Raw genomic sequence first — 25,876 nt, 5'->3', positions numbered from 1 at the left:
ATAGCTCCCGCCTAACGCCGATGTAGGATGGTGGACCCGACCTCGGATCTCGGCGAGGAAGTAACAGAGGAGGAGGCACCGCGCTGTGCGGTCTGTGACGACCCGATACTGCAGGAGCCCACACACCGCGTCGTCACGCGGGTCAAGGACGGGACTGTCGTGACGGAGCACTTCTGTGGGCCGGAGTGCCGATCCGAACGGGACCGGTAGATGCCACCCCGCGTCGAGACCACCGACCCCGACGGCGTCGATTACGGCTGGGTGATGCAGACGACGTTCGTGCTGACGATCGTTGTCGGGGCGCCCGTCGTCGCCGTGCTCTCGCTGTTCGTCGATCTACCGGCCTGGAGCCAGCGGGCGAACTTCGCGATCCGTGTCGGCGCCGTCGTCTGGCTCTGTACCATGGTATCGGTCTATCTGTACGCCCGAAGCCAGGCCGACACGTCGACGTAGTCGACGCCGGCGCGTTCGGCCGTCGTCCCGTCCCGGTCGCTGTCGCCGATGAAAACAGCGTTTTCCGGCTCGCCGTCGAGCCGATCGATCGTCTCCAAGAGCGGCCGAGGGTCCGGCTTTTCGGTCGAGACGGTGTCTCTGCCGACGACGGTGTCGATTCCGTCGATCCCGTGTGTCGACAGCGCGATCCGGCAGGCTGCCTCGCAGTTCAGAGAGCAGACGCCGACCGACGCCCCGGGGACGGTATCGGCCGCCGGCAGCCGGGTCGAGGTCGCCGCCCCGTCGCGCTCGTGGGTCGCGATGACGTCCTCGACGGCTGCCCGGCGGCCGTGTGCCTCGGCCGTCTCCAGTATCTCCCACAGCGAGTCCGGCGGATCGACGCCGTGATCTCTGAGTGCCGCGGCGGCGTCCTCGGCGACGGCGTCCCAATCGACGTTCAGCCGGACGAGCGTCCCGTCGAGATCGAACACGGTCGTCGGGTAGCTGTCGATCATTCCTGGCTCCGGAGGTAATCGACTACGGTCTCGCCGTCTGCGTCGAGTCCACCGGCCTGTGCGACGGCCGGCGAGCCGCCGCCGCCACCGCCGAACCGCTCGGTCAGGTCCTCGACAACCTCGGCAGCGTCGGCCGATCCCGAGCCGACTGCGAGCTGTCCGTCCGGTGTTACGAGTACCAGTACGTCGACGTCGTCGGGACGGTCCCGGACCGCCTCCGCGAGCGCGTTCGCGTCCGCCTCGACGACGCCGGCGCCCCAGTGTCGGCCGTCGCGGTCGAAGGGGTCCGAGGCCACAGCTTCGATGCGGATCTCGAGAAGCTCCGATCGGAGTTCCTCGCGCTCGGCCCGCATCGCGTTTCGGTCGGTCCGGAGCCGTTCGACCTCAGCCGGGAGCGATCCGACGTTCGTGCCGACCTCGGCGGCCGCCTCGAGGGCGGCTCGTTTCTCCAGTATCCGCCGGTTGATACCGTCGGGGCCGACGGCGAACTCGATCCGCGTCAGCCCCTCGCCGGGGTTCGATCGATCGAGTACCGTGACGGGGCCGATCCGGCGCGTGTTGGGGACGTGGGTCCCGCCACAGGCGGCGACGTCCCAGCCGTCGATCTCGACGATCCGGACCGTCTCGCCGGTGATCCCCTCCTCGGTCTTGGTGTTGAACGCGACGTCCTCGCGACCGAGCGCTTCCTCGCGGGGGAGCCGTTCCCAGGACACGTCACGGGAGTCCCAGACACAGCGGTTCGTGAGCCGTTCGAGTTCGACGAGGGTGTCGTCGTCGATCGCCGAGGGCGTCCGCAGGTCGACCCGTACCTTCTCCGACGAAATGTCGAACCCGCCGTACCCGAGTTCCTCGAAGCACTGCCGTCCGGCGCCGTAGAGAACGTGGCTGGCCGTGTGGGCACGCATACAGTACCGCCTGAACGAGGGATCGATCGCTCCGGTGACGGTCGTCGCCGCTTCGAGCTTTCCGTCGATCGTGTGGACGACGGATCCCCCCTCGTCCGTGACCTCGATAACCTCGCATCCCCCGAGCGTACCGCGGTCGGCGGGCTGTCCGCCCCCGGTCGGGTAGAAGTACGTCTCCGAGAGGACGACCTCAGTGCCGCCTTCCTCGACGGTCGCCTCGAACGTGAGCGTCTCGGGATCGTCGGGCGCCTTCGACGGTGCCATACCGGTCGTCTCGCACCTCGATACCAAAAACCGGTCGGTCAGCGGTCGGCGAGTTCGATGTCGAGGTGTTCCTCAAGCGCCTCGATGAGCGAGCCGCCGACACCCGCCCGCGCCGCCCGGCCCTGTTCGATCGCCACGATGTCGTCCTCGTCGGCGTCGATCGCCGCGGCGAGTTCGTCCGTCCCTAGCCCGGCGTCCTGTCTGGCCGCCTCCAGCGCGGCACCGTACCCGCTTGCGAGATACGGCAACGGATCGTCCTCGTACTCGGTTCCCTCCTCCCAGTCGGTGTCGGCCGCCCGGGCGTCCTCGAGTCGGGCAACGTTCCGGGCGGTTTCCTTTCGTCGCTTGCGCTCCCGTTTCCGTTCGTCCGGATCCGATTTCGACCCCTCGCCGTGTTTGCGGCACTCGCTGCAGACCTCCAGTTCCGCCCCCGCGACCGTCGCCGTCTCGAGCGACCGCCCCTCGGCGCCGCAGAGTTCACAGGCGCCGCCGGAGTCGCCCCCGAGGTCGCCGGTGGAGTATTTCGCCATGCGTGTTCCGAGGCCCGGAACGCACTTGAACCTCGCGCTCCAACAGACGCTCGATTCGACACTTCCCGCGGTGCGTCCGTCGGTGTTTCCGTTCCGTCGGACGCAGAAAAACCCGCCCGAAGGAACGATCATCCGAGCCAAAGGAAAGCCCTTTTATTGTCCCCCACGGTACGCTCGTATGCGGTCACCGACAGCGTGCGTGGGTAGCCAAGCCAGGCCAACGGCGCAGCGTTGAGGGCGCTGTCCTGTAGAGGTCCGCCGGTTCAAATCCGGTCCCACGCACTGTTGGCGATTCACCTCGCCGTATCCAGTGCGGGTGCTCGAAGACAGCACCCACGCAAACCTCTCGTGGAACACCGACCGGTACTCGCGAGTCCGACCGCCCGGAATCGCGCGAAGACAAGGCCTTTCCTTCCGCTCGCGCTACAGTCTGATATGGCAGACAGTAGGTGGGCGAAAGAACACGTCCCGGCCCTGACGGCGCTTCTCTCCGTCGGATCGCTCGCGCTGGTGTTCGCCGCGGCGCTGCAGTTGCTCCCCGTCGGGGCGCTCCCGCGGCCGACGTCCGTTTTGCACGCGATACCGCATCTCAACGCTGCGATCAGCCTGGCGGCCATCGGGACCATCCTCGCCGGGGTTCGTGCGATCAGGGCCGGGCACGTCGAGCGCCACCGAACCCTCATGCTCGCCAGTTTCGGGCTGTTTGCGGCGTTTCTCCTGCTGTATCTCTACCGGGTCGCCGTCCTGGGGCCGAACACTTTCGGCGGCCCCGAGTGGATCCGGACGTTCGTGTATTTTCCCGTCCTGCTGGTACATATCGGGCTGGCGATCCTCTGTGTCCCGTTCGTGTTCTATGCGCTTCTGTCGGCCGGAACGCGGCCGATAGAGGAGATCTACGGCTCGATCCATCCCCGGGTCGGCCGCGTCGCCGCGGCGCTTTGGCTCGTCTCGTTTTCGATGGGGATCGTCATTTACCTGCTTTTGTACCACGTCTATTGACGCGGGACGGGTCGGGAACCGCGGCGGATCAGAAGTTCCTGAGGTTCTGGAGGTCGTGTTCGGTTCGGGCAAACTCCGAGAGCCGCCGGCTCGCGTGACAGCCAGGGCAGTGGAATGTCCGGGTGGGGTCGGGGAGTTCACTCGGCGACTTCTGCCACGTCTTGCCACACTCCGGACACAGTAATCGAACGTACGTCTCCATACGGCTCTTAATGACGTCCGGGTATGAAAACCTTTGTCACGGCACGTGGGCCGCCGGGAGCCCCGATCCGCTTTCGGTCGGTTTCAGGGCCGCTACGCCGTCGCGATCTCGCCGGCCTCGAGCAGTTCCTTGTAACGGTTCCGGATGGTGACCTCCGAGATGTCCGCGACCTCGCTGACCTCGTTTTGGGTCACCTTTCGGTTACACAGAAGCGCCGCCGCGTAGACGGCGGCCGCGGCCAGCCCGACGGGTGATTTCCCGGAGAGGACGCCCGCCTCGCGGGCCGCCTCGATGAGATCGCGGGCGCGCCGTTCGACCTCGTCGGTGAGATCGAGGTCGCTGATGAACCGCGGAACGTAGCTTTCGGGGTCGGCCGGCTTGACCTCGAGGTTCAGTTCCCGGATGATATAGCGGTATGTCCGGGTTAGTTCCATCTTGTCGACGCGGGAGACGCGCTCTACCTCGTCGAGGCTGCGGGGGACTCCCGCCTGTCTGGCCGCCGCATAGAGCGCGGCGGTGGCGACGCCCTCGATGGAGCGGCCGGGCAGGAGGTTCTCGTCGAGCGCGCGGCGGTAGATGACGCTTGCGGTTTCACGGACGTTTTCGGGTAGCCCGAGCGCCGAGGCCATGCGTTCGATCTCGCCCAGCGCCTGTTTGAGGTTGCGCTCCTTCGAGTCGCGCGTCCGGAACCGCTCGTTCCAGGTCCGGAGCCGCTGCATCTTCCGGCGCTGGCGGTTCGACAGCTGGTTCCCGTAGGCGTCTTTGTCCTGCCAACCGATGTTCGTCGAGAGGCCCTTGTCGTGCATCATGTTGGTCGTCGGCGCGCCGACACGACTCTTTTCGTCCTTCTCGGCGCTGTCGAAGGCGCGCCACTCCGGCCCGCGGTCGATCTCGTCCTCCTCGACGACCAGTCCGCACTCCGAACAGACCGTCTCGCCGTGTTCGGTGTCGGTCTTTAGGCGGGCGCCACACTCCGGACAGGTCGCTACGTCCTCGGTGTTTTCCGTCCGTTCGGCCGTTTCGGTTCGGTTCTCCTCCGCGTAGGTTCGGATTCCAGTGTCACTCATGATGGGGGGTGAGTTACTTCCGGCTCCGGGGGCGGAATACCGTAGAATCCGGGCCGGACGTCTCCTAATACTACGTTAGTCCGAAAACTACTTAAATCTTTCGTCGGTTCTCAGCCGGAAATTGCCGAATACGGGCGTTTCGACCGATATTTCACGGTAACATATCTCATTCGAATTCACGTTTCGAACCGTTATAGATTATAAACGTTACTTCAGAACCGCCGTAGCTCCTGTCGGCTCGCTCGCCGGCTCTCGGCCGACCGATGGCCGGATCGATGCCGAGTTCTCCATATAAGCCCCGGCGAACGATCCCGGAACGGCTTCAGACCGATCGCGGCTGTATCGCGCGATGTTTGCCAGTTTTGTTCTGTCGATACAGCTTCCTTCAGCCTCGTTGGGAAAATATTTTTATACCTGTAGTACTCTCTTATAATATAGTCCCGGTATTGTCGTCGTCCATCGCTTTCGGTGTGCTGTCCCGTCCGGCAGAGCCGGGTTCGTGCCCGGGGGCTGGCATAACATAGCACGACGCGATACCGGGACAGCGGCCATCCCGGGACACCCGGGTGGGACGCCCCGTGCGTCTCCGTGATAGAATGAGCGACATGGAAACCCTCGAAGAACTCAGCAAGGAGTACAGAGATACGATCCCCTCGGACCTCCGCCGGACGCGGTCGTTTCAGTGGTACCTCGAAGAACTGTACGAACACCCGCGAATCGCCCGCAACGCCCACCAGCGCGTCGCAGACATGTTCGATTACTACGGGACATCCTACGACGAGGATGCTGGAGTCGTCGAGTACGATCTCGCCGCCGAGGATCCGCTCGGCGACGGCGAGAACACCTTTTATGGGCAGGTGGTCCACGAGGCTATCCACGAGTTCACCAACAAGGTAAAATCCGGCGCCCGCGGGCTCGGGCCCGAAAAGCGAATCAAACTCCTGCTCGGACCCGTCGGATCCGGGAAATCCGACTTCGACCGGCAGGTCCGGCGGTACTTCGAGGACTACACGGCACGCGATGCGGGTCGAATGTACACCTTCCGGTGGACCGGCCTCTGTGACGTCCTTCCGGATCAGGACCCCGCCGACGATGTCGTCCGCTCGCCGATGAACCAGGATCCGATCGTTCTCCTGCCGCTCGAACAGCGCGAACGCGTCATCGAGAACATAAACGAGGCGCTCGATGCGCCGTACACGATCAGAAACGAGCAGTCGCTGGACCCAGCAAGCGAATTCTATATGGACGCGCTTTTGGAGTACTACGACGACGATCTGCAGGCCGTCTTAGAGAATCACGTCGAAGTTATCCGGCTCATCGCCAACGAGAACAAACGCCAGAGCATCGAAACGTTCGAACCAAAGGACAAGAAGAACCAGGACGAAACCGAACTCACCGGTGACGTCAACTACTCGAAGATCGCCGTCTACGGCGAGAGCGATCCCAGAGCGTTCGACTACTCGGGGGCCTTCTGTAACGCCAACCGCGGGCTCTTCTCCGGAGAGGAACTGCTTAAACTCCAGCGGGAGTTCCTCTATGACTTTCTGCACGCGACACAAGAACAGACGATCAAGCCGAAGAACAACCCCCGGATCGACATCGATCAGGTGATCGTCGGCCGGACGAACATGCCGGAGTACCGCGACAAGAAGGGCGACGAGAAGATGGAGGCGTTCAACGACCGGACCAAACGGATCGACTTCCCGTACGTCCTCCAGTACGAACAGGAGGCACAGATCTACCGGAAGATGCTGAACAACGCCGACCTTCCCGATATCCACGTCGAACCACACACCCTGGAGATGGCGGGACTGTTCGGCGTGTTGACCCGCATCGAAGAGCCCGACGGCGGGAACGTATCGGTCGTCCAGAAGGCCAAAGCCTACAACGGTGAGATCGACGAAAGCGAGGACATCGACCTCAAGAAACTCCGAGAAGAGGCCGCCGAGACGGCCGACATCGGCGAGGGGATGGACGGGGTCTCTCCGCGCTTTATCGGCGACGAGATCGCCGAGGCGATCATGGACTCGATGCACAGAGAACGGATGTTCCTCTCGGCGCTGACAGCGTTCAATCACCTCGAGGGAAACCTCGAGAACCACGGGTCGATCCCCGAGGAGAACTTCGAGACGTACTACCGGTATCTGGAGTTGGTCCGCGAGGAGTACAAAGAGCGAGCGATCGAGGACGTCCGTCACGCCCTGGCGTACGATCTCGACGAGATCCAGCGACAGGGCGAAAAGTACATGGACCACGTGATGGCCTACATCGACGACGACACCGTCGAAGACGAGATCACCGGGCGCGAGCAGGAACCCGACGAAACGTTCCTGCGGGCCGTCGAAGAGAAACTCAACGTCCCGGCCGACCGAAAGGACGACTTCCGACAGGAGGTCGCAAACTGGGTCAGCCGGCGGGCCCGCGAGGGCGAGACGTTCGAACCGCAGGACAACGACCGGCTCCGGCGGGCCCTAGAGCGCAAACTGTGGGAGGACAAGAAACACAACATCAACTTCTCGGCGCTGGTCTCCAGCGGCGAACTCGACGACGAGGAGCGAAACGCCTGGATCGACGCCCTCGAAGAGCAGGGTTACAGCACGGAGGGCGCAAAGGAACTCCTGGAGTTCGCGGGCGCCGAGGTCGCGAAAGTCGAGATGGAATCGGAATGACCGCAGACGAGTACATCGAACGGGCCGACGACGCACTCCGGGAGACTTACGAGCCGCCGATGGAACTCGAGGAGTACGTCGAGACTGTCCTCGAGAACCCCGCCTCGGCGGCCCACGCCTCGAAGTACCTGCTTTCGGCGATAGAGGCCGCCGGCACCCGAACCGTCGTCGAGGAGGGCGAGCGCAAGGAGCGGTACCGCTTTTTCGACGACCCCCACAACGACGGCGAACACGCCATCCTCGGCAACACCGAGACGCTGAACGCCCTCGTCGACGACCTCCGGTCGATCGCCGCCAGACGCGGCAAAGAAGAGAAAATCCTCTGGCTCGACGGCCCGACGGCGACCGGCAAGTCCGAGCTCAAGCGGTGTCTGATAAACGGGCTCAGGGAGTACTCGAAGACCGAGGCTGGGCGCCGCTACACCGTCGAGTGGAACGTTGCCGGCGTCGGCGGCGAGGCCGCCTCCGGGATGACGTACGGCGACGGCGTCCCGACCGACGAGGACGACTGGTACCCCTCGCCGGTCCAGGTCCATCCCCTGTCGGTGTTCCCCGAGCCGGTTCGGGAGAAACTCCTCGAAGAGTTGAACGCGACTCTCGAGGACCACATCCCGATCCATCTCGAGGCCCGGCTGGACCCGTTCAGCCGGGAGGCCTACGATCACCTCGAAGAGCAGTACCGCAGACGGGACGTAGAGGACCTTTTTTCGGCGATCACCGACGGAAAACACCTCCGAGTAAAAAACTACGTCGTGGACCTCGGACGGGGGATCGGCGTCCTCCACAGCGAGGACGACGGATCGCCGAAAGAGCGGCTCGTCGGCTCGTGGATGGCCGGGATGCTCCAGCAGCTCGATTCGAGGGGGCGGAAGAACCCCCAGGCGTTCAGCTACGACGGCGTCCTCTCGCAGGGAAACGGCCTGCTGACGGTCGTCGAGGACGCCGCCCAACACTCCGATCTGCTCGGGAAGCTTCTGAACGTCCCCGACGAAGGGACCGTCAAGCTCGACAAGGGGATCGGGATGGACATCGACACCCAGATGATGCTTATTTCGAATCCCGACCTGGAGACACAGCTGAACAGACACGCCGACCGGGAGGACGCAGACCCCCTGAAGGCGCTGAAGCGGCGGCTCGACAGACACGAGTTCACGTACCTGACGAACCTCTCTCTGGAGGCCGAACTCCTCTGCCGGGAGCTCACCAACGAGACCGAAATCTGGGAGGCCGACAGCTACGATAAACTGGCGGCGAAGATCCGCGAGTCGGTCGTCGTCTCGGTTCGCGGCGCCGACGGGACCGTCCGGGACCGCGAACTCGCGCCGCACACGATCGAGGCCGCGGCGCTTTATGCGGTGGGAACCAGGCTCGACGACGAAACCCTCCCGCCCGGGCTGGACATCGTCGACAAGGCACTGGTCTACGACCGCGGGTACCTGGAGGACGGCGACGAACGCCGGTACAAAGAGGAGTTCGAATTCGGCGACGCGACCGAAGGGAAAGGCGGGATCCCCGTCACCTACACCCGCGATGTCGTCGCCGACCTGCTCCACGAGGAGACGGACCGCCACCACCCCACGTTGAACGTCGAGGACGTGATCATGCCGCGTGACGTCCTGAACGCGATGGTCGAGGGGCTCGAGGACGCGCCGGTCTTCTCGCCGAACGAGCGAGCCGAATACGAAACCCGTCTCGTCCCGGTCAAAAACCACATCTTCGGCCAGCAGGAGGCCGACGTGATCGACGCCGCCATGCGTCAAAAGCGGGTCGACGAGGCGACAGTCGAAGAGTACCTCGAACACGTCTACGCGTGGGTCGAGGGCGAGACGATCGAGAACGACCGCGGCGAGCCGACCGACCCGGATCCGCTGAAGATGAAGGTGTTCGAGATCGAACACCTGGGCCGGTTCGACGAGGACGACTACGAGGGGGCCGCGCCGACCGAGGGCGTCGAGGCCTTCCGGTCGGAGAAGATCCTCACTGCGTTGAACCGTTACGCCTGGCGGAACCGCGACGAGGACTTCCGGATCTCGGACGTCGATCCCCGCGAGATCCCCGTCATCGAGACGGTCCTCGGCAGCCACGACTGGGACGACGTCCGACGAACCTACGGCGATCTGGATCCCGCCCAGTGGGCGGATCCACCCTCGGGAACCGAAACAGAGGCGGTCAAAGAGCGGACGCTCCGGAACATGAAGGAGCTGTTCGGCTACTCGGAGGCGGCTGCGGAGCTGACGAGCCGACACGTTATGGGACAGGTGAGCTACCGATGGGACTGAAGGAGGTGACCGCCAGTGGGGCTTGAAGACGACCTCGAGCGGTACCGCGAGGTGGGCGAGAAACGACGACAGGACCTCACCGAGTTCATCCAGTACGGCGATCTGGGCGACTCTCGCCCCGACGAGGTGAAGGTCCCGATCAAGATCGTCGACCCTCCGGAGTTCGTCTACGATCCCCGTGACATAGGCGGCGTCGGCCAGGGTGACGGCGGAACACCGGACGTCGGTGATCCTGTCGGCGAACCCGAAGAGGCGGCCGGCGACGGCGACGACGGCGATGACGGCGACGAGCCGGGCGAGGAAGGCGCCGACCACGAGTACTACGAGATGGATCCCGAGGAGTTCGCCCGCGAACTCGACGAGGAACTCGGACTCGACCTCGATCCGAAAGGCAAGGAAGTGATCGAGGAGACCGAGGGCGATTTCACCGACATCACCCGAAGCGGCCCGGCGAGCACGCTCGATTTCGAGCGGCTGTTCAAGGAGGGTCTAAAACGGAAACTGGCGATGGACTTCGACGAGGAGTATATAAAAGAAGCCCTCCGCGTCGAGGGGTGGGGGCCGGAAGCCGTCTTCGAGTGGGCCCGCGGGGAGCACATCCCGGTGTCGCGGGCCTGGATCGACGACGCCGACGGCTCGATCCCCGACGGAGAGCGCTCGCGGTGGGTTTCGATCGAGGAGATGGAAGCCAACGTCGACCGAGAAGCGACGGCCGCCCGGATCCGCCGGGAGGGGATCGAAGAGATCCCGTTCAGGCGATCCGACGAGCGGTACCGCTACCCGGAGATCGTCGAGGAACGCGAAAAGAACGTCGTCGTCGTCAACATCCGCGACGTCTCGGGATCGATGCGGGAGTCGAAACGCGAACTCGTCGAGCGAACGTTCACGCCGCTGGATTGGTATCTGACCGGCAAGTACGACAACGCCGAGTTCGTCTATATCGCCCACGACGCCGACGCCTGGGAGGTCGACCGCGGGGACTTTTTCGGTATCCGGAGCGGCGGCGGAACGCGGATATCGAGCGCCTACGAACTGGCGGCGGAGATCTTGGACGAGGAGTACCCCTGGAGCGAGTGGAACCGCTACGTCTTCGCGGCGGGGGACTCGGAGAACTCCTCGAACGACACCGAACAGCGGGTGATCCCGCTGATGGAGGGGATCGACGCGAACCTCCACGCCTACGTGGAGACGCAACCGTCGGGTAACGCGATCAACGCGACCCACGCCGAAGAACTCGAACGGCACTTCGGCGACGACTCGAACGTCGCCGTGGCCTACGTCCAGGGGGCCGACGACGTGGTCGATGCGATCTATACGGTCCTCAGCACGGAGGACGACGACACATGAGCATGGACGATCGGATCCACAAACAGCGTATCGCCGACAGCCTCGAGGAACCGACCCGGGAAGCGAACCGGCTGGCACGGAAGTTGGGGCTCGACCCGTTTCCGGTGAACTACTGGATCGTCGATTACGACGAAATGAACGAACTCATCGCCTACGGGGGCTTCCAGCGCCGGTATCCCCACTGGCGGTGGGGAATGCAGTACGACCGCCAGCGGAAACAGCGGCAGTTCCTCGGCGGGAAGGCCTTCGAGATCGTCAACAACGACGACCCGTCGAACGCCTTCCTGCAGGAATCGAACGATCTCGCCGACCAGAAGGCGGTCATCACCCACGTCGAAGCTCACGCCGACTTCTTCAGGAACAACGAGTGGTTCCGGATGTTCGGGACCGACCCCGAGGCGGCGGCTATGCTCGAACGGCACGCCGAGACGGTCGCCGAATACATGGCGGACCCGGAGATCGACCGGGAGGAAATCGAGGAGTGGATCGACCACGTCCTCTGTCTGGAGGACAACATCGACCAACACAGGCCGTTCTCGACGTCCGGAGAGTGGGAAGAAGATTCCCCGACCGGCGAGGACATCGACGAGCAACTCGAGGAACTCGATCTCTCCTCGGAGGTCAAACGCGAGGTGTTCGACGACGAATGGCTCGAGCAGATCAGCGAAGACGAGGACGGACCGACGTTCCCGGAAAGCCCGGAGCGGGATCTTCTGGCGTTCCTGACGACCCACGGGAAGGCCTACGACGGGGACTCGGGCAAGGCCGTCGAGTACGAGGAGTGGCAACGCGAAACCCTCGAGTTGCTCCGCAAGGAGGCGTACTACTTCGCCCCCCAGAAGATGACGAAAGTAATGAACGAGGGGTGGGCGGCATACTGGGAGTCGAAGATGATGGCCGACGAGAACTTCGCTACCGAAGACGAGTTCGTCTCCTATGCCGACCACATGGCGCAGGTGCTCGGCTCGCCGGGATTGAACCCCTACAAACTCGGCTTCGAGCTGTGGCAGTACGTCGAGAACCGCCGCAACCGCCGGGCGGTCATCGAACACCTGCTCCGTGTCGAGGGGGTGACCTGGCGGAACTTCAACGATACCGTCGATCTCGATGCGGTGCTGGAGGAACTGGAGCCGGATCCGGTCGTCGACGACCCCGTCGGCCATCTGGAAGAGCTCGACCCCGAAGATCCCCGGATCGACAGAGAAATTCTCTCAGGGGTTCGTGACGGGGAGCTAGATCACGAGACGGTCGAAACGTACCCCTGGAAGCTCCTGACCTACCAGGGACTGGCAGAGCGACACTACTCGCTCGTCAAGCGCGAACATCGGGGGTTCCTCGGATCCGTCTCCCAGAACGAACTCGAACGGACCGCCAGGTACCTTTTCGAGACCGACCGCTACGGCTCGATCGAGGCCGCGGTCGCGGACGTCGATCGGACGGCCGGCTGGGACCGTATGTTCGAGGTCCGCGAGAGCCACAACGACGTGACGTTCCTCGATGCCTTCCTCACCGACGAGTTCGTCGAGGACAACGACTATTTCACCTACGAGTACACCCACACGACGGACGATTTCCGGGTTACCTCGACCGACGCGGCGGACGTCAAAAAGAAGCTCATGCTGCAGTTCACGAACTTCGGGAAGCCGACGATCGCCGTCGAAGACGGCAACTTCCGGAACCGCAACGAGCTGCTTTTGATCCACCAATACAACGGCGTCGAGCTCGATTTCCGGGAAGCCAAACAGACGCTGGAGCGCGTCTTCGAACTGTGGGGCCGTCCCGTCGCGCTGAAGACGATCCGAAAGGAGTTCGACGAACACGACATCGAGGTCGCACGCCGACGCGACAGGGAACCGGAACCGACCGAGCAAGGAACGCTGATCCGCTTCGACGGCGAGTCCTTCGAGAGAGAAGACCTCCCCGACGAGTCGGTCGCGGACATCGCGGCAACGGACCTCGATTACGACACGAAACCCGACGAATGGCTCTGATGTGCCGGTATACGTCTCTACAGGCGGGGCAGGCCGGGTGCCTCGGGGCTTGACCCCGGGGCGGTTCACAGCCAGCAGGAGCGCATCGTCTTCGATCGACTTTTCGAGTAAGCTTCGAGGAGGGACCGACCGCGTCCACTATCGATCGAAACACGACCGTCTTTTATGTCACCGGCCGAAAGATCCGCCGAATGGCCCGGGATCCGCTGGTCGAGGACGACGCTCCCGACACCGAGGCGGTGCTGGAGGCGCTTCACGACGAGGACTGCCGCGCCATCCTCTCGAGGCTGACCGAGCCGTTGACCGCACGGGAACTCCTCGATCAGTGTGAGATCCCTCGTTCGACGCTGTACCGGAAACTCGATCGGCTCTCGGAGGCAACGATCGTCCGGGAGGGCACGGAGATCCGCGAGGACGGGAGCCACGCAACCCGATACGAGATCGATTTCGAAGAGATAATCATTACACACGACGGGGGCGACAACCGGATCGATATCGAAATCGAAATCGAACGACCCACAAAGCGGGCCGACGAACGGCTCGCGGAGATGTGGTCCGAGGTACGAAAGGAGATCTAACCATGATACAAACGAGTGTCGTTCAGGAAGTCCAGCTTGCGATCGCAGTCGTCAAGACGCTCATCCTCGTCATCGGAGGCATCGTGACGTATCTGGCTCTCAGTGCGTACCGACGCACCTACGACCGGGCGCTGGGCTTTCTCGCAGTCGGGTTCGCGTTTATCGTTATCGGTGTCCTACTCGCCGGCGTCACCTTCGAGCTGCTGAACGTCCCCCTCGGCGTCGGGATACTCGTAGAGAGCCTGTTCGTTTTGCTCGGGCTCTCGATCATCGCCCTCTCGCTTCGGGTCCGGTAGCCGACCGCCTCAGAACGCCCGGAGCGCCTCGAGCCGTTCGGCCGCCGCCCCCGATTCGATCGCGTCGCGGGCGGCTTCCAGCCCCGAATCGAGATCCTCCGTGTCGTCGGCAGCGTAGATCCGCAGTGCCGCGTTGACTGCGACGGCGTCGGCAAAGCGGTCGGTTCGGTCGCCCTCGAGGACGGCCTCGGTGATCGCCGCGGAATCGGCGGCGACGTCGGAGACACCGAGATCCTCGCTTTCGAAGTCCATCCCGTACTCCGGGGTTTCGACGTCGAAGTCGTCGATCTCTTTTCCTTCGTTCCAGACGGCGACCTTCGTCGATCCCGGACGGACGTCGTCGTACCCCTCCAGTCCCTGAAACATGACGGCACGACTGACGGCGGCGGTTTCGGCGGCCCGGAACGTATCGATGATCCGCTTGGCGTACGGGAGATGATAGAACGAACCCAGGTGGACGGACGCCCCCGCCGGGTTCGCAAGGGTCTCGATGGTGTTGACGAACGTCCGGACGCCCATCTGATCGCGTCGGTCGGTGAGAGCGACTATCTCGGGGGCGAAGTTCGGCTGATAATAGAAACCGAACCCGACTTCGTCGGTCATGGTGGCCGACTCCGACGGCGAGAGGTCGGTCCTGACCCCGAGTTCGTCGAGGACGTGTTTGTATGCGTCCTGTTTCTGTGTCGGGACCCGATCGCCCGAATGGGCGACGACCGGCGTGCCGGCCGCCGCTGCCACGAGGCCGGCGGCGACCCCCAAGAGCGCGCTCCGGCCCTTCCCGTCGTAGTTCGCGCCGCAGTCGACCGGATCGCAGTCCGGCTCGGCGGTCTCGACACCCTCGGCCATCACGTCGACGTAGGCGGCCAGTTCCTCGGGCGTGTTGCGCTTCCAGCGGTTCGCGAGCCAGAAAGCCCCGAGTGTCGTCGGGTCCGGCTCGCCGCCGAGGATCCGGCGGAACGCCTCCTCGGCCTGTTCGCGGGTCATGTCGTCGGCGGATTTGTGCCCCGAGCCGACGACCTCGGTCATCAGCCGCTTCAGCGGCCACTCCCCGTACCGTTCCGTCGCTTGTGCCATACACGACTTTCGGACGCCCGAAACAAAAACGTCCCTGATTCGGCACCCGAACGGCTAGCCACCGATTCGCCGCCCGGATCGACGGAACCGATGAACCCTAAACCCCCGCGTCCCTAGGTGGGGTAATGAGTAAGCCAGCCTCCGAGGGCGATGATGGTGACTGGCGCGCCGACCTCGACGGGGTCGACGCGGCGCTCATCGACGGCTTCCAGTCGGGGTTTCCGGTCGTCGAGCGTCCGTTCCGGCGGGTCGGGGCGGAACTCGGGACCGACGAGAACGAGGCCTTGCGTCGCGTCGAGCGGCTCTATGAGTCCGGTATCTTCCGGCGGTTCGGCGCGGTTCTGAATCCCCCTGTCATCGGCTCCTCGACGCTTGCCGCCGTTCGAGCCCCCGAAGACCGCTTTGCGGAGATCGCCGAGACGGTCAACGCCCACCGCCAGGTGAACCACAACTACCGCCGCGATCATGAGTGGAACATGTGGTTCGTCGTCACGGCGGCCTCGCTGGAAAAACGGAAGGAGATCCTCGCCGAAATCGAATCCGAGACCGGCTGTTCCGTGCTGAAGTTGCCGATGGTGACCGATTATTACATCGACCTCGAGTTCCCGGTCGTCAACGGCGACCGGTTCGCCCGCGAATCCGTCGCCTCGACGGACGTCGACGCCACCCGGATCTCCGAGACGGCCGCCGCCGACCTCTCGGCGCTCGATCGGCGGCTGATCCTCGAGATCCAGGACGGCTTCCCGCTCTCGGAGACGCCGTACCGGGAGATCGCTTCGGCGGTCGACGCACCCGTCTCGGACGTGCTGGCTGCGATCGAAGAACTGGTCGAGGACGGCTGTATCAAGCGGATCGGCTGTATCGTCAACCACGTCGTGACCGGGTTCGATTCGAACTGCATGGTCGTCTGGGACGTCCCCGACGGCGACCTCGACGACTACGGGGAGACGGTCGGAGAACTCCCCTACGTGACGCTGTGTTATCACCGCCCCCGCCGGCGCGAACAAGGGTGGCCCTACAACCTCTTTACCATGATCCACGGCCGCGATCCGGCGGCAGTCGATACGAAGATCGACGAACTGGCCACGGAGTATCTGCCTGTCGACCACGAGCGGCTCTACTCGACGGAGACGCTGAAACAGACCGGCGCGCGCTACGAGGCGATCGTCGAGGGCGGAGAGTAGTACCCTCGGTCACTCGATCCGACGCCACGAGGCCGACGCCTCGATCGCCGGCAGCGCCGACTCCAGTTCGGACTGCATCGCGTCGTAGAAGCGCTCCCTGCCGACCGAGGTGCGGACACGGATGAGGACGGTGTTGTCGGTTACCTCGAAGACGGACAGTCGCCACCGTCCCCTCGCGTGACGCCACTCGCCGGCGTGTACCGACTCCGTACCCTCGATCACACGGGAGCCGAGTTCCCAGCTCAGCCGGGACAGATGCGGGATCTCGAACGGCACGACCTCCGGGAGAGTAGCGAGGCCCGCGCCGGCGTCTCGAGTGCCATGGACAGCCATACCGTTGTAACTAGCATCAGTAATTAAAAATATACCTGTTTGTCGCCCGAACCGCGGCGAGGCGAGGATAGCCGGTAACATCCGTGTCAGCGCACGTTCAAGGTTCCAGAGCCCGTACCGAGGGGTGATGACGACGCCACCGCCGACGCCCGGCATCCACCACGTCACCTGTGTCACGAACGACCCCCAGGGCAACCTCGAGTTCTGGATCGAGACGCTCGGGCTCCGACTCGTCAAGCGATCGATCAACCAGGACGACCCCGGGACCTACCACTTCTTCTTCGGCGACGCCGAGGGTACGCCTGGGACGAGCATGACCTTCTTCCCGTGGGAGGATCTCTCCCGCGGGAGCGTCGGCTCCGGGCAGGTCGCCCGTACCGCCTTCCGCGTCCCCGAAGGGAGCCTCGGGTACTGGGAGGAGCGGTTCGACCGGTACGGGGTCGAATACGGCGAGCGTATCGAACGGTTCGGAGAGACCGTCCTCCCCTTCGAAGATCCCGGCGGGCTCCCCGTCGAGTTGGTCGAGGTCGAGCTCCCCGAGGACGATCCGACGGTTCCGTGGACGGCTTTCGTCCCCGAGACGGCAGCGATCCGCGGGTTCCACTCGGTTACCCTCTGGCTCGGTGATCCGGGTCCCACCGAGGATCTGCTGGGGACGATGGGGTTCGAGGAACACGGAACCGAGGGGGTAGCCGAGGACGTCCCCGGCGAGGAGCGGACACGGTTCGCCGCCGGCGGACCCGTCGGTAAATACGTCGACGTCCTCCCGGCGGTCGAGGCGGGCCGGCAGGGATCGGGGACGGTCCATCACGTCGCGTTTCGGACGCCGACCGACGCCGATCAGGACGCCATGCGCGAAGCCGTCCGGTCGATGGGGCTTCGTCCGACCGAACAGATCGACCGCCACTGGTTCCGGTCGGTCTACTTCCGGGAGTTCGCAGGCGTTCTCTTCGAACTCGCCACGAACGGCCCCGGCTACGCCAGCGACGAACCGCCCGAGGACCTCGGCGGACGGCTCGTACTCCCCGGTGAGTTCGAGGAACAGCGAGAACAGATCGAAAACGCGCTCCCGGACGTGACGATCCCCCGTGCCGAATCTGCCCGGGCCGAAACAGACGACTGAAACCCGACGCTGCTACCGCTACTGGCTGTTCATCGACTCACTGGCGATGTTCCGTCCGCGGGGTTTCAAAGCGACCTCCCGTCTGATCCGAACCTCCTGGAGGACGTCGAGTTCGATGAGCCGCTCGTAGATCTCCTCGACGTCGTCGGGATCCATATCGAGAAACTCCGGGACCTCGAACGAGGAGACGCCCGAGTACAGCGCCATCAGCACCTCCGTTTCGTCCTTGCTCAGGTCGATCGACGAGGCGTTCTGTTCGGCACCCCGCTCGAGGACGGAACTCAACACCGAGCAGTGTTTGCCGTTCCCTGAGAGGTACGTCTCGACGCTCGTCCCCTCGACGGTGTGTTCGGCCTCCAAGACCGGCCTGTCCTCCGATTTTACCGTCCGTTCGTTCTGTTCGATTGTCCCGACGTCGTCGATTTCGATCTGGACGAAGGATCCGTCCTCGACGGCGAGGTTGACCGCGTCCTCGTCGATCTTCACGCGGGCCTTCCGCCAGTTGACGTCCTGGACGACGCCGCCCTCGATGGCGGGGTGTTTGACGAGAACGATCTCGCCGTCGAGGATCGTCTTGTGCAACATCCGTTCGAAGCTCTCGGATTCGCCGGTCGAGACGAGATAGACGTCCTTGCCGATCCGGACGCTCACGTAGTCGGTGACCTGTGCGATGGTCCGGTTGACGTCGTATCGTCCCTCGATGCGGTCGATCTTCGAGAGCTGCAGCGTCCGCTTGCCTTCGGTGCCGGCGAGGACGAGCCGTCGGTTCGAAAGCAGAATTCGGCCGTCGGTCCAGTCGATGTCGTTGAGCTTCCGGCCGTCGCGGACGACTTGCGTGAACCGGCCGGTCGTGTCCATCAGCTTGCGTTCCGACTTGCTCATGGGGTCTCACCGGCGCCGATCCCGCCGAGTTTCGACAGCGCGGAGAACGCCTGCTCGCGGAGCGCGTCGCTTTCGCTCCGGTCGACGAACTCGCCGAGTTCCTCACGGGTCGTCTCGCCGCCGACCTTTCCGAGGACGAACAGTGCCTTCGAGCGTGCCGCCTCGTCGGCCTCGGAGTCGTCGACGAGTTCGAGCAGCTCCGACTCGAGCGACGGGTCCCCGAGTCGGGCGAGGCTGGTCGCGGCGAACTGGGCGGTCATCCCGTCGTCGTCGCCGAGGGCGTCGACGAGCGCCTCCCGGGCGAGTTCGCGGTGCTGGTCGCCGACGACCCGTCCGAGGAGCCAGGCGGCGTTACGCCGCTGTGGGGTGCCGGAACTCTCGGTCAGGATCTCCGAGAGCGGTGGAATCACTTCCCCGGCGGTGGCCGACTCGAGTTTCTCCGCGGTCGCCTCCCTGACGTCGTGGCTCCGCTGTGGCGGGGCGTTCGAGAGGATCTCGACCATCGAGAACATCGTCGTCCGCCGGACCGCCTCGCTTTCGTCCTCGAGAAGGTCGGCCAGCGTCTCGACCGGCGCGACGCTTCCGAACGCTCCGAGCGAATCCGCGACGACCCGGCGGATCGACTCGTTCGGGTCGCCGGCCCCGTCGATCAACACCCGCATCGCGCCCTCGTTGCCGATCTCGCCGAGCGCCTCGGCCGCCGCTCGACGGACGTCGATGTCCCGGTCGTTCCGGAGCCGTTCCTCGAGCGGTTCGACCGCACGCGGATCCCCGATCCGGCCGCAGGCGGTTGCCGACCGACAGCGGACTCTGGGATCGGAATCTTCGAGGCGTTCGACCAGTGCCGCGGTCACGCTCGGATCGCCGACCCGTCCCAGCCCGGTCGCCGCCGCCATGCGAAGTTCCGGTTGCTCGTCGTCGAGAACCTCCGCGAACGCCTTCGCCGCGACCCAGTCCGCCGCGGACCCCAGATCTTTCTCGGACAGTTCGGTGACGACTCGCTCGATGGCCTCCTGGCTGTGTTTATCGAGGGCGTCGATCGCGGCGGCCCTGACGCCCCTGTCGTCGTCCTCTCCGACGACGGAGACCAACACGTCGACGACGGAATCGCTCTCTGTCTCTGTGTTTTCGGTTTCGATCCCGAGATCGTTTTGCGTTTCCGGCTCCGGCAGGACGTCGGTCCCGTCGACGTCGTCGGACTCGAACAGCCCGCCGATGATCTCGGCCGCCCGGCGACGGATCGAGGGGTTGTCACTCCGGCGCAGCGTCTCGACCAGCTCGTCGATATCCCGCTCTCGCTCCAGCTGGTACAGTGACATCTCAATCCCTCCGGTAGATGTGGTTGCTCCTATCGTAGGGCTCGTATTTATTTCTGAACGTCCGCGGCAGCGTCTCCGATTTCCCGATCGTCAGGATTCCCTCCGATCGGAGCGCCCCGGTGAGCGTCTCGAAGATGGGCTCTTTGTACGACCGGTCGATGTAGATCAGGAGGTTCCGACACAGAACCAGATCGTATCCGCTCTTTGCGGGGCCGCTTATCAGGTCGTGTTGTTCGAAAGACACCATCCGTTTGACCGCCGGCCTGACGGTGAAGGCGGTCCCGTCCTCGGAAACGTCGACGTGATCGTTCGGGTTCGAAAGCGGCTCCAGTTGTGCGCCGATATCGGTGGTGCGGGTCGATTCGTAGACGCCTTCGCGGGCCTCCCCGAGCGTCTCGGCGTCGATGTCGGTCGCGGTGATCTCGACTGCACCCTCGTCGATCCGCCGGTCGTCACGGGCGAGCATCGCGATCGAGTACGGCTCCCGCCCGTCGGCACAGGCGGCGCTCCAACACCTGACGGTCCGGCTGTCCTCGGTCAGCTCGGCGAGCACGTCCCGGATGCCCTCCCAGACCTCGGGGTTCCGGAAGAAGCTCGTGACGTTGATGCTCAACGCGTCCAAAAGCGCCGCCCGCTCGTCGGCGTCCGAAGAGAGCAACTCGAGGTACTCGCCGTACTCCTCACAGCCGGTCCGACGCATCCGGGCGGAGACCCGGCGATCGAGATACGACTCGTTGTAGGAGTCCGGCTCGAAGGCCATGCTGTCGGCGATATACTGGACGACCTCGCCGAGTTCCGGTTCGGTGTCGGTCCGGCTCATCTCTCGAGACTCACCACGTCGAGTATCGGAACGATGTTTCCGTCGCCCAGGATTGCCGTACCGCTGAGCCCCGGAATCCCACTGAGCGACCCCTCCAGCGGCTTGACGACGACCTCCTCCTGATCGCTAAACGAGTCACAGCGGAGCGCGACCGGGCGGACGGACTCGCGGATCCGAACCAGCATACCGTCGTCGTCGGAGAGGTGGCCGTCGCCGGTTTCGACCGAGGAATCCGACCCGTTCTGGCTGCCGCTTTCCTCGGGGGGACCGCCGTCGGTCGCGACCGCCGCGTCGTCGGGTTCCGCGGCTCGAGCGGCCGCGATCTGTCCTTCGATCTCGAGGGCTTCCTCGAGTCGGATGACGGGATACACCTCGTCGTCGTGTCTGACGACCGTCTCGCCGTTGACCGTCTCGGTATCGGTGGCGTGTGTCAGTTCGTCGATATTCTTGATCGGGATCCCGTACTCCTGTTCGCCGACGGTGACGAACAGAACGTTGACGATCGCGACCGACACCGGAAGCCGGAGTTCGACCGTCGTCCCCTCGCCGAGTTCGCTGTCGACGTTCACGGTGCCGTCGAGCTGTTCGACCGTGCTGTGGACGACGTCCATCCCGACGCCGCGGCCGCTCACGTCGGTCACCTCCTCGGCGGTCGAAAAGCCCGGATGGAAGATCAGGTCGTACGCCTCGTCGTCGGGCATCGTCTCGGCCTCGGATTCTGGTATGACCCCCTCATTGACGGCCTTCTGGCGCATCGCGTCGGGATCGATCCCGGCGCCGTCGTCGGAGACGGTGATCGTAACGTGATCGCGCTCTCTGGTGGCCCGGAGCTCGATTTCCCCTTCGCGTGGCTTGCCGGCCGCCTCGCGTTCCTCGGGCGCTTCGACCCCGTGATCGACGGCGTTGCGGAGGATATGAATGAGCGGGTCCTCGATCTCGGTCAGGATCGACCGGTCGAGTTCGATGTCCTGGCCGTGCATCCCGAAGGAGATCTCCTTGCCCTCGCTTCTGGCGACGTCCCTGACGACGCGGGGGAGGTTGCTCACGACCCGTCGGAGCGGGATCAACCGCATGTCCATGACGGTGTTTTGCAACCGCGAGGTTACCTTATCGAAGTCGTTCAGACTGTTTTGGGCCGTCTCGAAGTCCTCGTTTTCGATGGCACGACGGATCGTGATCCGGCCGGTGACGAGCTGTTCGACGAGGCCGTGAAGTTCGTCGAGCCGGTCGACGTCGACCCGGACAGAGGAGATATCGCTCCCGCTGGAGGGGCTCGTTTGGGAGCTTCCGCCGTCGGAACCGCTGTCCCCGTCGTCTTCGCTCGCGTTGCCGTCGTCGGTCGCTTCGTCTGCTTTCCCGGCATCCCCGGCTTCATCGGCCTCCTCGGGACCGTCAGTTGCCGCGTCGGTCGTCTCCTCGCCACCGACTGTGTCGGCGACGTCCGTTTCGTCGGCTTCCTCGACCGCTTCATCGGCTCCGGTGGCCGTTCTCTCCGCGTCGGCTCCGATCTCGGTCAGCTCGAGGCGTTCGACCGCGCCGACCGTTTCGAGCGTTTCGGCGAGGTCGTCCGGATCGGCGTCCGGGACGAACAGATCGAACTCGCCGTCGTACTCGCCCTCCTCGATCTCGTCCCGCTCCGGGGCGGTCTCGATCCGGTCGAACGTCTCCGAGACCGGCTCGAGAACCAACATCGCGTCGACACCGAGCATCCCGTCGGGATCGACGCCGATTCGGGCGTGGACGAAGCTGTCGGTGTCTTCGAACACGGGTGGTTCCTCGGCGTGAGCGAACGCCACGTCGGTGTCGACGCCGTCGGATTCGGATTCCGCGTCGGCGTCCCCAGTGTCACCGTCGGATCCGGTCGCTTCCTCGACCGCCCCCGAGTCGGCGGCTGTCGCGTTTCCTTCCTCGATCGCCGCCCGAAGCCGGGCGGTCGTCTCCTCGGGGTTCGTCTTCGAGTCGCCGTCGCGTTCGATCTCGTCGACGATCGTCTCGATCCGGTCGACGCCCTCGAAGGCGGCGTCCATGATCTCGGGTGTGACCTCGATGTTGCCGTCGCGTATCTCGTCGAGGAGGTCCTCGAGTACGTGGGCGAGGTCGCTGGCGTTCGAAAAGCCCATCGCGCCGAAGTTCCCCTTCAGCGTGTGGGCCGTTCGGAACACCGACTCGATCGCCTCTTCGTCGTTCGGATCGTCCTCGAGCGCCAGGAGTGCGTTGTTGAGGTCCGTGATGCTCTCGCGGCTCTCGGAGACGAAGGCGTGGATGTGATCGTCGTTCATTGTTCCCGTGTCGTGATCGCGTTCAGAACGCCGGCGGCGAGTTCGTCCCGGGGTCGGACGTCGTCGACGACCCCCGTCTCGATCGCCCGCTGTGGCATTCCGAACACCGCGGATGTCTCTTCGTCCTGTGCGAGCACTGTTCCGCCGGCGCCGCTTACGTTACGGACTCCCTCGGCCCCGTCTTTTCCCATCCCGGTCAGTATCGCGGCCGTCAGCGGCCCGTCGATCTGTGCCGCCGCCGTCTCGAACGTCACGTCGACGGCCGGGCGGACGTTGTTGACCGGTTCGCTCTCCGAGAGGGACACGCGGATCCGCCCGCCGCCGTACCCCGACACCCGTAGGTGTTTGCCCCCCTTCGCGACCAGGGCCTCGCCGCCGCCGATCCGTGCGCCGTCGGTCGCCTCCCTGACGCTGTACTCGCTCGCCGAATCCAGCCGTTCGGCGAACCGATCGGTGAACCCGTCCGGCATGTGCTGGACGACGAGGATCCGCAGATCCGCCTCCAGGGGGAGTTCGCTGAGGACTCCCTCCACTACGGTCGGACCGCCGGTCGAGGAACCGATCAGAAGCGTCGGGTTTTCGACGTACTCGGAGGCCGGACCCGAGACGCTCGCGGTGGTCGGCGTGTGATCGGCCGCCGCCTCGGTCGCCGAAACGTCCGCCGCCGCGACGGACCGAACCGTCTCGACGAGTCTGTCCTGCTGTTGTTTGATCCCGACCGAGACCTCGCCGCTTGGCTTCTCGAAGAAGTCGACCGCGCCGCGGTCCATCGCCTCGAAGGTCAACTCGGCGCCGTCGGCGGCGTGGGCCGAAAGCACCAAGACCGGCGTCGGATGGATCGACATGATCTCTTCGACGGCATCGATACCGTCCATCCCCGGCATTTTGAGGTCCATAGTGACCACGTCCGGATCGTGCCGTTCGACAGCCTCGACACCGGCGGCGCCGTCGGAAGCGGTCTCGACGACCGAGATTCCCTCGTCTTCGAGCATGTCGCCGATGACGGTGCGCATGAACTGGGAGTCATCGACGACGACGGCCCGGAGATCCGTCGACGACCGGGCGCCGGCGACCTCGGCCCGCGTCATGGTGTTTCGAACTCCGGTTCGACCTTCACCCCAGGTCCGATGGCGTTCCAGCCGGGGCGAAACTGGGTCCCGGTTCCGGGACGGAACGGTGCAACCGACTCGCTCATACGTGGACCTTTTCCGGAGTCCATATCAATACCCGTTCGGACTCACTGCTCGTCACGCAGTTCGATACGTCTCCGGGGACCGGCGACCGTGTCGTAACTTATTGGGCCGCCGCCGTCGAACGGTAGGTATGACCACGTTCGACGCGGGCGGGATTACGCTCCATAAGGTCCGCGAACACGTCTGGGAGATCCCCCCGGAGGGCGGTATGCGCGTCCCGGCCCGGGTGTTCGCCAGCGAACGCCTGCTCGAGGAGATCGCCGAGGACAAAACGCTCCAGCAATTGAAGAACGCGACCCATCTACCGGGGATCGAGAAGTACGCGATCTGTATGCCCGACGGCCACCAGGGGTACGGATTCCCGGTCGGCGGCGTCGCGGGGATCGACGCCGAGAACGGCTGTATTTCGCCCGGATCGATCGGTTACGATATAAATTGCGGCGTAAGAATGCTGAAAACAAACCTCGAATACGACGACGTTCGTGGTCGCGAGGAGCAACTCGTCGACGCGCTCTTCGAGGCGATCCCCACGGGGCTCGGCGGCGGCGGGATCGTCGAGGGCGATAGGGGAACGGTCGAAGCCGCCCTCGAAAGTGGCGTCGAGTGGTGTCTCGAGGAGGGATACGCCGTCGAGTCGGACCTGGCCCACTGTGAAGACGAGGGGCGACGACCCGACGCCGATCCGGCGGCCGTCTCCGACAAGGCGAAGGACCGCGGCCGAAACCAGATGGGCTCGCTCGGGTCGGGGAACCACTTTCTGGAGGTCCAGCGCGTCACCGACGTCTTCGACGAGCGGATCGCCGACGCCTACGGGCTCGAGGCAGGACAGGTGGTCGTGTTGATCCACTGCGGCTCGCGTGGACTGGGCCATCAGGTCTGCAACGACTACCTCCGGGAGATCGAGCAGGCCCACGGCGGGCTGCTCTCACAGCTCCCCGACAAGGAACTGGCCGCCGCGCCGGCCGGCTCGCAGCTCGCAGAGGCGTACTACGGGGCGATGTGTGCGGCGATCAACTTCGCATGGGTCAACCGACAGCTCATCACCCACCGGACCCGGACCGTCTTCGAGGACGTCTTCGGGGCCTCGTGGCGCGATCTGGAGATGGAGCTGCTCTACGACGTGGCCCACAACATCGCGAAAAAGGAGACTCACGCGGTCGACAGCGGCGAAAAGGAGCTGTACGTCCACCGGAAGGGGGCGACGCGTGCGTTCCCGTCCGGACGGAAGGAGGTCCCCGAGGCGTATCGCGATGTCGGCCAGCCGGTCATCATCCCCGGCAGCATGGGTGCCGGATCGTACGTCCTCTGTGGCGGCGCCGAATCGCTGGACGTCTCGTTCGGCTCGACGGCCCACGGCGCCGGCCGGTTGATGAGCCGAACGCGGGCGAAAAACGAGTACTGGGGCGAGGACGTCCAGGAGGACCTGCGCGACCGGGAGGTCTACGTCAAGGCTCAAAGCGGGGCGACGATCGCCGAGGAAGCCCCCGGCGTCTACAAGAACGTCGACGAGGTCGTCCGGGTTTCGGACGAACTCGGGATCGGCGACAAGGTCGTCCGGGTCACGCCGATCTGTAATATCAAGGGCTGATTCGCGA

The 25,876-nt window shown here is 64.6% G+C and carries 24 protein-coding genes and 1 tRNA gene; 13 read left to right on the top strand and 12 right to left on the bottom strand.

Features of this window, described 5'->3' with window-relative positions; genetic code table 11:
• Positions 1 to 27 precede the first annotated feature (27 nt).
• Both KM295_RS07160 and KM295_RS07155 read left to right on the top strand, forming a co-directional pair.
• Positions 28 to 210, top strand: coding sequence for a DUF7576 family protein (locus KM295_RS07160; protein ID WP_256029266.1), 183 nt, complete (start codon positions 28 to 30; stop codon positions 208 to 210).
• Positions 211 to 453, top strand: a complete 243-nt coding sequence (locus KM295_RS07155; RefSeq protein WP_256029265.1) for a DUF5822 domain-containing protein — start codon at positions 211 to 213, stop codon at positions 451 to 453.
• Here KM295_RS07155 and KM295_RS07150 read toward each other — a convergent pair.
• From KM295_RS07150 to KM295_RS07140, 3 genes are read right to left on the bottom strand one after another with little or no spacing between them, the layout of a single operon-like run.
• Entirely contained in the window at positions 414 to 947 is a 534-nt protein-coding gene (locus KM295_RS07150; RefSeq protein WP_256029264.1) for an HAD family hydrolase, read from the bottom strand. The two genes, KM295_RS07155 and KM295_RS07150, sit on opposite strands and share 40 nt — an antisense overlap.
• A complete protein-coding gene (locus KM295_RS07145; protein ID WP_256029263.1) occupies positions 944 to 2,116 on the bottom strand; it encodes an alanyl-tRNA editing protein in 1,173 nt (390 codons plus the stop codon). The genes KM295_RS07150 and KM295_RS07145 overlap by 4 nt, the downstream gene beginning before the upstream one ends.
• Positions 2,117 to 2,154: 38 nt before the next feature.
• A complete protein-coding gene (locus tag KM295_RS07140; RefSeq protein ID WP_256029262.1) occupies positions 2,155 to 2,646 on the bottom strand; it encodes a helix-turn-helix domain-containing protein in 492 nt (163 codons plus the stop codon).
• A gap of 197 nt (positions 2,647 to 2,843) precedes the next feature.
• Here KM295_RS07140 and KM295_RS07135 point away from each other — a divergent pair.
• Both KM295_RS07135 and KM295_RS07130 read left to right on the top strand, forming a co-directional pair.
• A tRNA-Leu gene (locus KM295_RS07135) sits at positions 2,844 to 2,928 on the top strand.
• Positions 2,929 to 3,081: 153 nt separating this feature from the next.
• Complete coding sequence (locus tag KM295_RS07130; RefSeq protein WP_256029261.1) at positions 3,082 to 3,645, top strand: DUF420 domain-containing protein; 564 nt, start codon at positions 3,082 to 3,084, stop codon at positions 3,643 to 3,645.
• A gap of 28 nt (positions 3,646 to 3,673) precedes the next feature.
• Here KM295_RS07130 and KM295_RS07125 read toward each other — a convergent pair whose 3' ends face one another.
• Positions 3,674 to 3,847, bottom strand: coding sequence for a DUF7836 family putative zinc-binding protein (locus KM295_RS07125; protein WP_256029260.1), 174 nt, complete (start codon positions 3,845 to 3,847; stop codon positions 3,674 to 3,676).
• Between the two features lie 92 nt (positions 3,848 to 3,939).
• Positions 3,940 to 4,914, bottom strand: coding sequence for a transcription initiation factor IIB (locus KM295_RS07120; RefSeq protein ID WP_256029259.1), 975 nt, complete (start codon positions 4,912 to 4,914; stop codon positions 3,940 to 3,942).
• A gap of 596 nt (positions 4,915 to 5,510) precedes the next feature.
• Between KM295_RS07120 and KM295_RS07115 the strand changes: the two genes are divergently transcribed.
• The 6 genes from KM295_RS07115 (at position 5,511) to KM295_RS07090 (ending at position 14,074) form a co-directional block, all read left to right on the top strand.
• Positions 5,511 to 7,583: a PrkA family serine protein kinase gene (locus KM295_RS07115; protein WP_256029258.1), complete on the top strand. Its 2,073-nt coding sequence runs from the start codon at positions 5,511 to 5,513 to the stop codon at positions 7,581 to 7,583.
• Positions 7,580 to 9,862 carry a PrkA family serine protein kinase gene (locus KM295_RS07110; protein WP_256029257.1) on the top strand — a complete coding sequence of 761 codons (2,283 nt, stop codon included), beginning with the start codon at positions 7,580 to 7,582 and terminating at the stop codon, positions 9,860 to 9,862. The genes KM295_RS07115 and KM295_RS07110 overlap by 4 nt, the downstream gene beginning before the upstream one ends.
• Positions 9,863 to 9,877: 15 nt before the next feature.
• On the top strand, positions 9,878 to 11,209 hold the full coding sequence (locus tag KM295_RS07105; RefSeq protein WP_256029256.1) for a YeaH/YhbH family protein: 1,332 nt from the start codon (positions 9,878 to 9,880) through the stop codon (positions 11,207 to 11,209).
• 2 nt (positions 11,210 to 11,211) lie between these two features.
• Positions 11,212 to 13,200: a SpoVR family protein gene (locus KM295_RS07100; protein ID WP_256029299.1), complete on the top strand. Its 1,989-nt coding sequence runs from the start codon at positions 11,212 to 11,214 to the stop codon at positions 13,198 to 13,200.
• A gap of 191 nt (positions 13,201 to 13,391) precedes the next feature.
• Complete coding sequence (locus KM295_RS07095; RefSeq protein WP_256029255.1) at positions 13,392 to 13,778, top strand: winged helix-turn-helix domain-containing protein; 387 nt, start codon at positions 13,392 to 13,394, stop codon at positions 13,776 to 13,778.
• A gap of 2 nt (positions 13,779 to 13,780) precedes the next feature.
• Positions 13,781 to 14,074, top strand: coding sequence for a DUF7521 family protein (locus KM295_RS07090; RefSeq protein ID WP_256029254.1), 294 nt, complete (start codon positions 13,781 to 13,783; stop codon positions 14,072 to 14,074).
• A gap of 9 nt (positions 14,075 to 14,083) precedes the next feature.
• Here the strand turns inward: KM295_RS07090 and KM295_RS07085 are convergent, their stop codons facing one another.
• Positions 14,084 to 15,148, bottom strand: coding sequence for an anthranilate phosphoribosyltransferase (locus KM295_RS07085; RefSeq protein WP_256029253.1), 1,065 nt, complete (start codon positions 15,146 to 15,148; stop codon positions 14,084 to 14,086).
• 125 nt (positions 15,149 to 15,273) lie between these two features.
• Here KM295_RS07085 and ahbB point away from each other — a divergent pair, with 125 nt between their 5' ends.
• Positions 15,274 to 16,332, top strand: coding sequence for a siroheme decarboxylase subunit beta (gene ahbB, locus KM295_RS07080; RefSeq protein WP_256029252.1), 1,059 nt, complete (start codon positions 15,274 to 15,276; stop codon positions 16,330 to 16,332).
• 9 nt (positions 16,333 to 16,341) lie between these two features.
• Here the strand turns inward: ahbB and KM295_RS07075 are convergent, their stop codons facing one another.
• The gene (locus KM295_RS07075; protein WP_256029251.1) at positions 16,342 to 16,665 is read right to left on the bottom strand and encodes a hypothetical protein; all 324 of its coding nucleotides are present in this window, start codon (positions 16,663 to 16,665) and stop codon (positions 16,342 to 16,344) included.
• Positions 16,666 to 16,792: 127 nt separating this feature from the next.
• Between KM295_RS07075 and KM295_RS07070 the strand changes: the two genes are divergently transcribed.
• The gene (locus KM295_RS07070) at positions 16,793 to 17,788 is read left to right on the top strand and encodes a VOC family protein (RefSeq protein ID WP_256029250.1); all 996 of its coding nucleotides are present in this window, start codon (positions 16,793 to 16,795) and stop codon (positions 17,786 to 17,788) included.
• Between the two features lie 18 nt (positions 17,789 to 17,806).
• Here KM295_RS07070 and KM295_RS07065 read toward each other — a convergent pair whose 3' ends face one another.
• From KM295_RS07065 to cheB, 5 genes are read right to left on the bottom strand one after another with little or no spacing between them, the layout of a single operon-like run.
• Entirely contained in the window at positions 17,807 to 18,670 is an 864-nt protein-coding gene (locus tag KM295_RS07065) for a CheF family chemotaxis protein (RefSeq protein ID WP_256029249.1), read from the bottom strand.
• Complete coding sequence (locus tag KM295_RS07060) at positions 18,667 to 19,989, bottom strand: HEAT repeat domain-containing protein (protein WP_256029248.1); 1,323 nt, start codon at positions 19,987 to 19,989, stop codon at positions 18,667 to 18,669. Before KM295_RS07060 ends, KM295_RS07065 begins: the two co-directional genes overlap by 4 nt.
• A 1-nt stretch (position 19,990) precedes the next feature.
• Positions 19,991 to 20,809, bottom strand: a complete 819-nt coding sequence (locus tag KM295_RS07055) for a CheR family methyltransferase (RefSeq protein ID WP_256029247.1) — start codon at positions 20,807 to 20,809, stop codon at positions 19,991 to 19,993.
• Complete coding sequence (locus tag KM295_RS07050; protein ID WP_256029246.1) at positions 20,806 to 23,088, bottom strand: chemotaxis protein CheA; 2,283 nt, start codon at positions 23,086 to 23,088, stop codon at positions 20,806 to 20,808. Before KM295_RS07050 ends, KM295_RS07055 begins: the two co-directional genes overlap by 4 nt.
• A complete protein-coding gene (gene cheB / locus KM295_RS07045) occupies positions 23,085 to 24,176 on the bottom strand; it encodes a chemotaxis-specific protein-glutamate methyltransferase CheB (protein WP_256029245.1) in 1,092 nt (363 codons plus the stop codon). Before cheB ends, KM295_RS07050 begins: the two co-directional genes overlap by 4 nt.
• 235 nt (positions 24,177 to 24,411) lie before the next feature.
• Between cheB and KM295_RS07040 the strand changes: the two genes are divergently transcribed.
• Complete coding sequence (locus KM295_RS07040; RefSeq protein ID WP_256029244.1) at positions 24,412 to 25,869, top strand: RtcB family protein; 1,458 nt, start codon at positions 24,412 to 24,414, stop codon at positions 25,867 to 25,869.
• The last annotated feature ends 7 nt before the right edge of the window (positions 25,870 to 25,876 follow it).

Origin of the sequence: Natronomonas aquatica (assembly GCF_024449025.1) — an archaeon.
Lineage (GTDB): Archaea > Halobacteriota > Halobacteria > Halobacteriales > Haloarculaceae > Natronomonas > Natronomonas aquatica.
This window is presented reverse-complemented; position numbering and strand designations above follow the sequence as displayed.

Coding starts and splice junctions, on each gene's coding strand:
- KM295_RS07110 (WP_256029257.1), top strand. CDS start 7,580: ATGACCGCAGACGAGTACATCGAACGGGCCGACGACGCACTCCGGGAG.
- KM295_RS07150 (WP_256029264.1), bottom strand. CDS start 947: ATGATCGACAGCTACCCGACGACCGTGTTCGATCTCGACGGGACGCTC.
- KM295_RS07050 (WP_256029246.1), bottom strand. CDS start 23,088: ATGAACGACGATCACATCCACGCCTTCGTCTCCGAGAGCCGCGAGAGC.
- KM295_RS07120 (WP_256029259.1), bottom strand. CDS start 4,914: ATGAGTGACACTGGAATCCGAACCTACGCGGAGGAGAACCGAACCGAA.
- KM295_RS07145 (WP_256029263.1), bottom strand. CDS start 2,116: ATGGCACCGTCGAAGGCGCCCGACGATCCCGAGACGCTCACGTTCGAG.
- KM295_RS07085 (WP_256029253.1), bottom strand. CDS start 15,148: ATGGCACAAGCGACGGAACGGTACGGGGAGTGGCCGCTGAAGCGGCTG.
- KM295_RS07140 (WP_256029262.1), bottom strand. CDS start 2,646: ATGGCGAAATACTCCACCGGCGACCTCGGGGGCGACTCCGGCGGCGCC.
- KM295_RS07070 (WP_256029250.1), top strand. CDS start 16,793: ATGACGACGCCACCGCCGACGCCCGGCATCCACCACGTCACCTGTGTC.
- KM295_RS07155 (WP_256029265.1), top strand. CDS start 211: ATGCCACCCCGCGTCGAGACCACCGACCCCGACGGCGTCGATTACGGC.
- KM295_RS07040 (WP_256029244.1), top strand. CDS start 24,412: ATGACCACGTTCGACGCGGGCGGGATTACGCTCCATAAGGTCCGCGAA.
- KM295_RS07090 (WP_256029254.1), top strand. CDS start 13,781: ATGATACAAACGAGTGTCGTTCAGGAAGTCCAGCTTGCGATCGCAGTC.
- KM295_RS07075 (WP_256029251.1), bottom strand. CDS start 16,665: ATGGCTGTCCATGGCACTCGAGACGCCGGCGCGGGCCTCGCTACTCTC.
- KM295_RS07160 (WP_256029266.1), top strand. CDS start 28: ATGGTGGACCCGACCTCGGATCTCGGCGAGGAAGTAACAGAGGAGGAG.
- ahbB (WP_256029252.1), top strand. CDS start 15,274: ATGAGTAAGCCAGCCTCCGAGGGCGATGATGGTGACTGGCGCGCCGAC.
- cheB (WP_256029245.1), bottom strand. CDS start 24,176: ATGACGCGGGCCGAGGTCGCCGGCGCCCGGTCGTCGACGGATCTCCGG.
- KM295_RS07100 (WP_256029299.1), top strand. CDS start 11,212: ATGGACGATCGGATCCACAAACAGCGTATCGCCGACAGCCTCGAGGAA.
- KM295_RS07115 (WP_256029258.1), top strand. CDS start 5,511: ATGAGCGACATGGAAACCCTCGAAGAACTCAGCAAGGAGTACAGAGAT.
- KM295_RS07095 (WP_256029255.1), top strand. CDS start 13,392: ATGGCCCGGGATCCGCTGGTCGAGGACGACGCTCCCGACACCGAGGCG.
- KM295_RS07065 (WP_256029249.1), bottom strand. CDS start 18,670: ATGAGCAAGTCGGAACGCAAGCTGATGGACACGACCGGCCGGTTCACG.
- KM295_RS07130 (WP_256029261.1), top strand. CDS start 3,082: ATGGCAGACAGTAGGTGGGCGAAAGAACACGTCCCGGCCCTGACGGCG.
- KM295_RS07125 (WP_256029260.1), bottom strand. CDS start 3,847: ATGGAGACGTACGTTCGATTACTGTGTCCGGAGTGTGGCAAGACGTGG.
- KM295_RS07055 (WP_256029247.1), bottom strand. CDS start 20,809: ATGAGCCGGACCGACACCGAACCGGAACTCGGCGAGGTCGTCCAGTAT.
- KM295_RS07060 (WP_256029248.1), bottom strand. CDS start 19,989: ATGTCACTGTACCAGCTGGAGCGAGAGCGGGATATCGACGAGCTGGTC.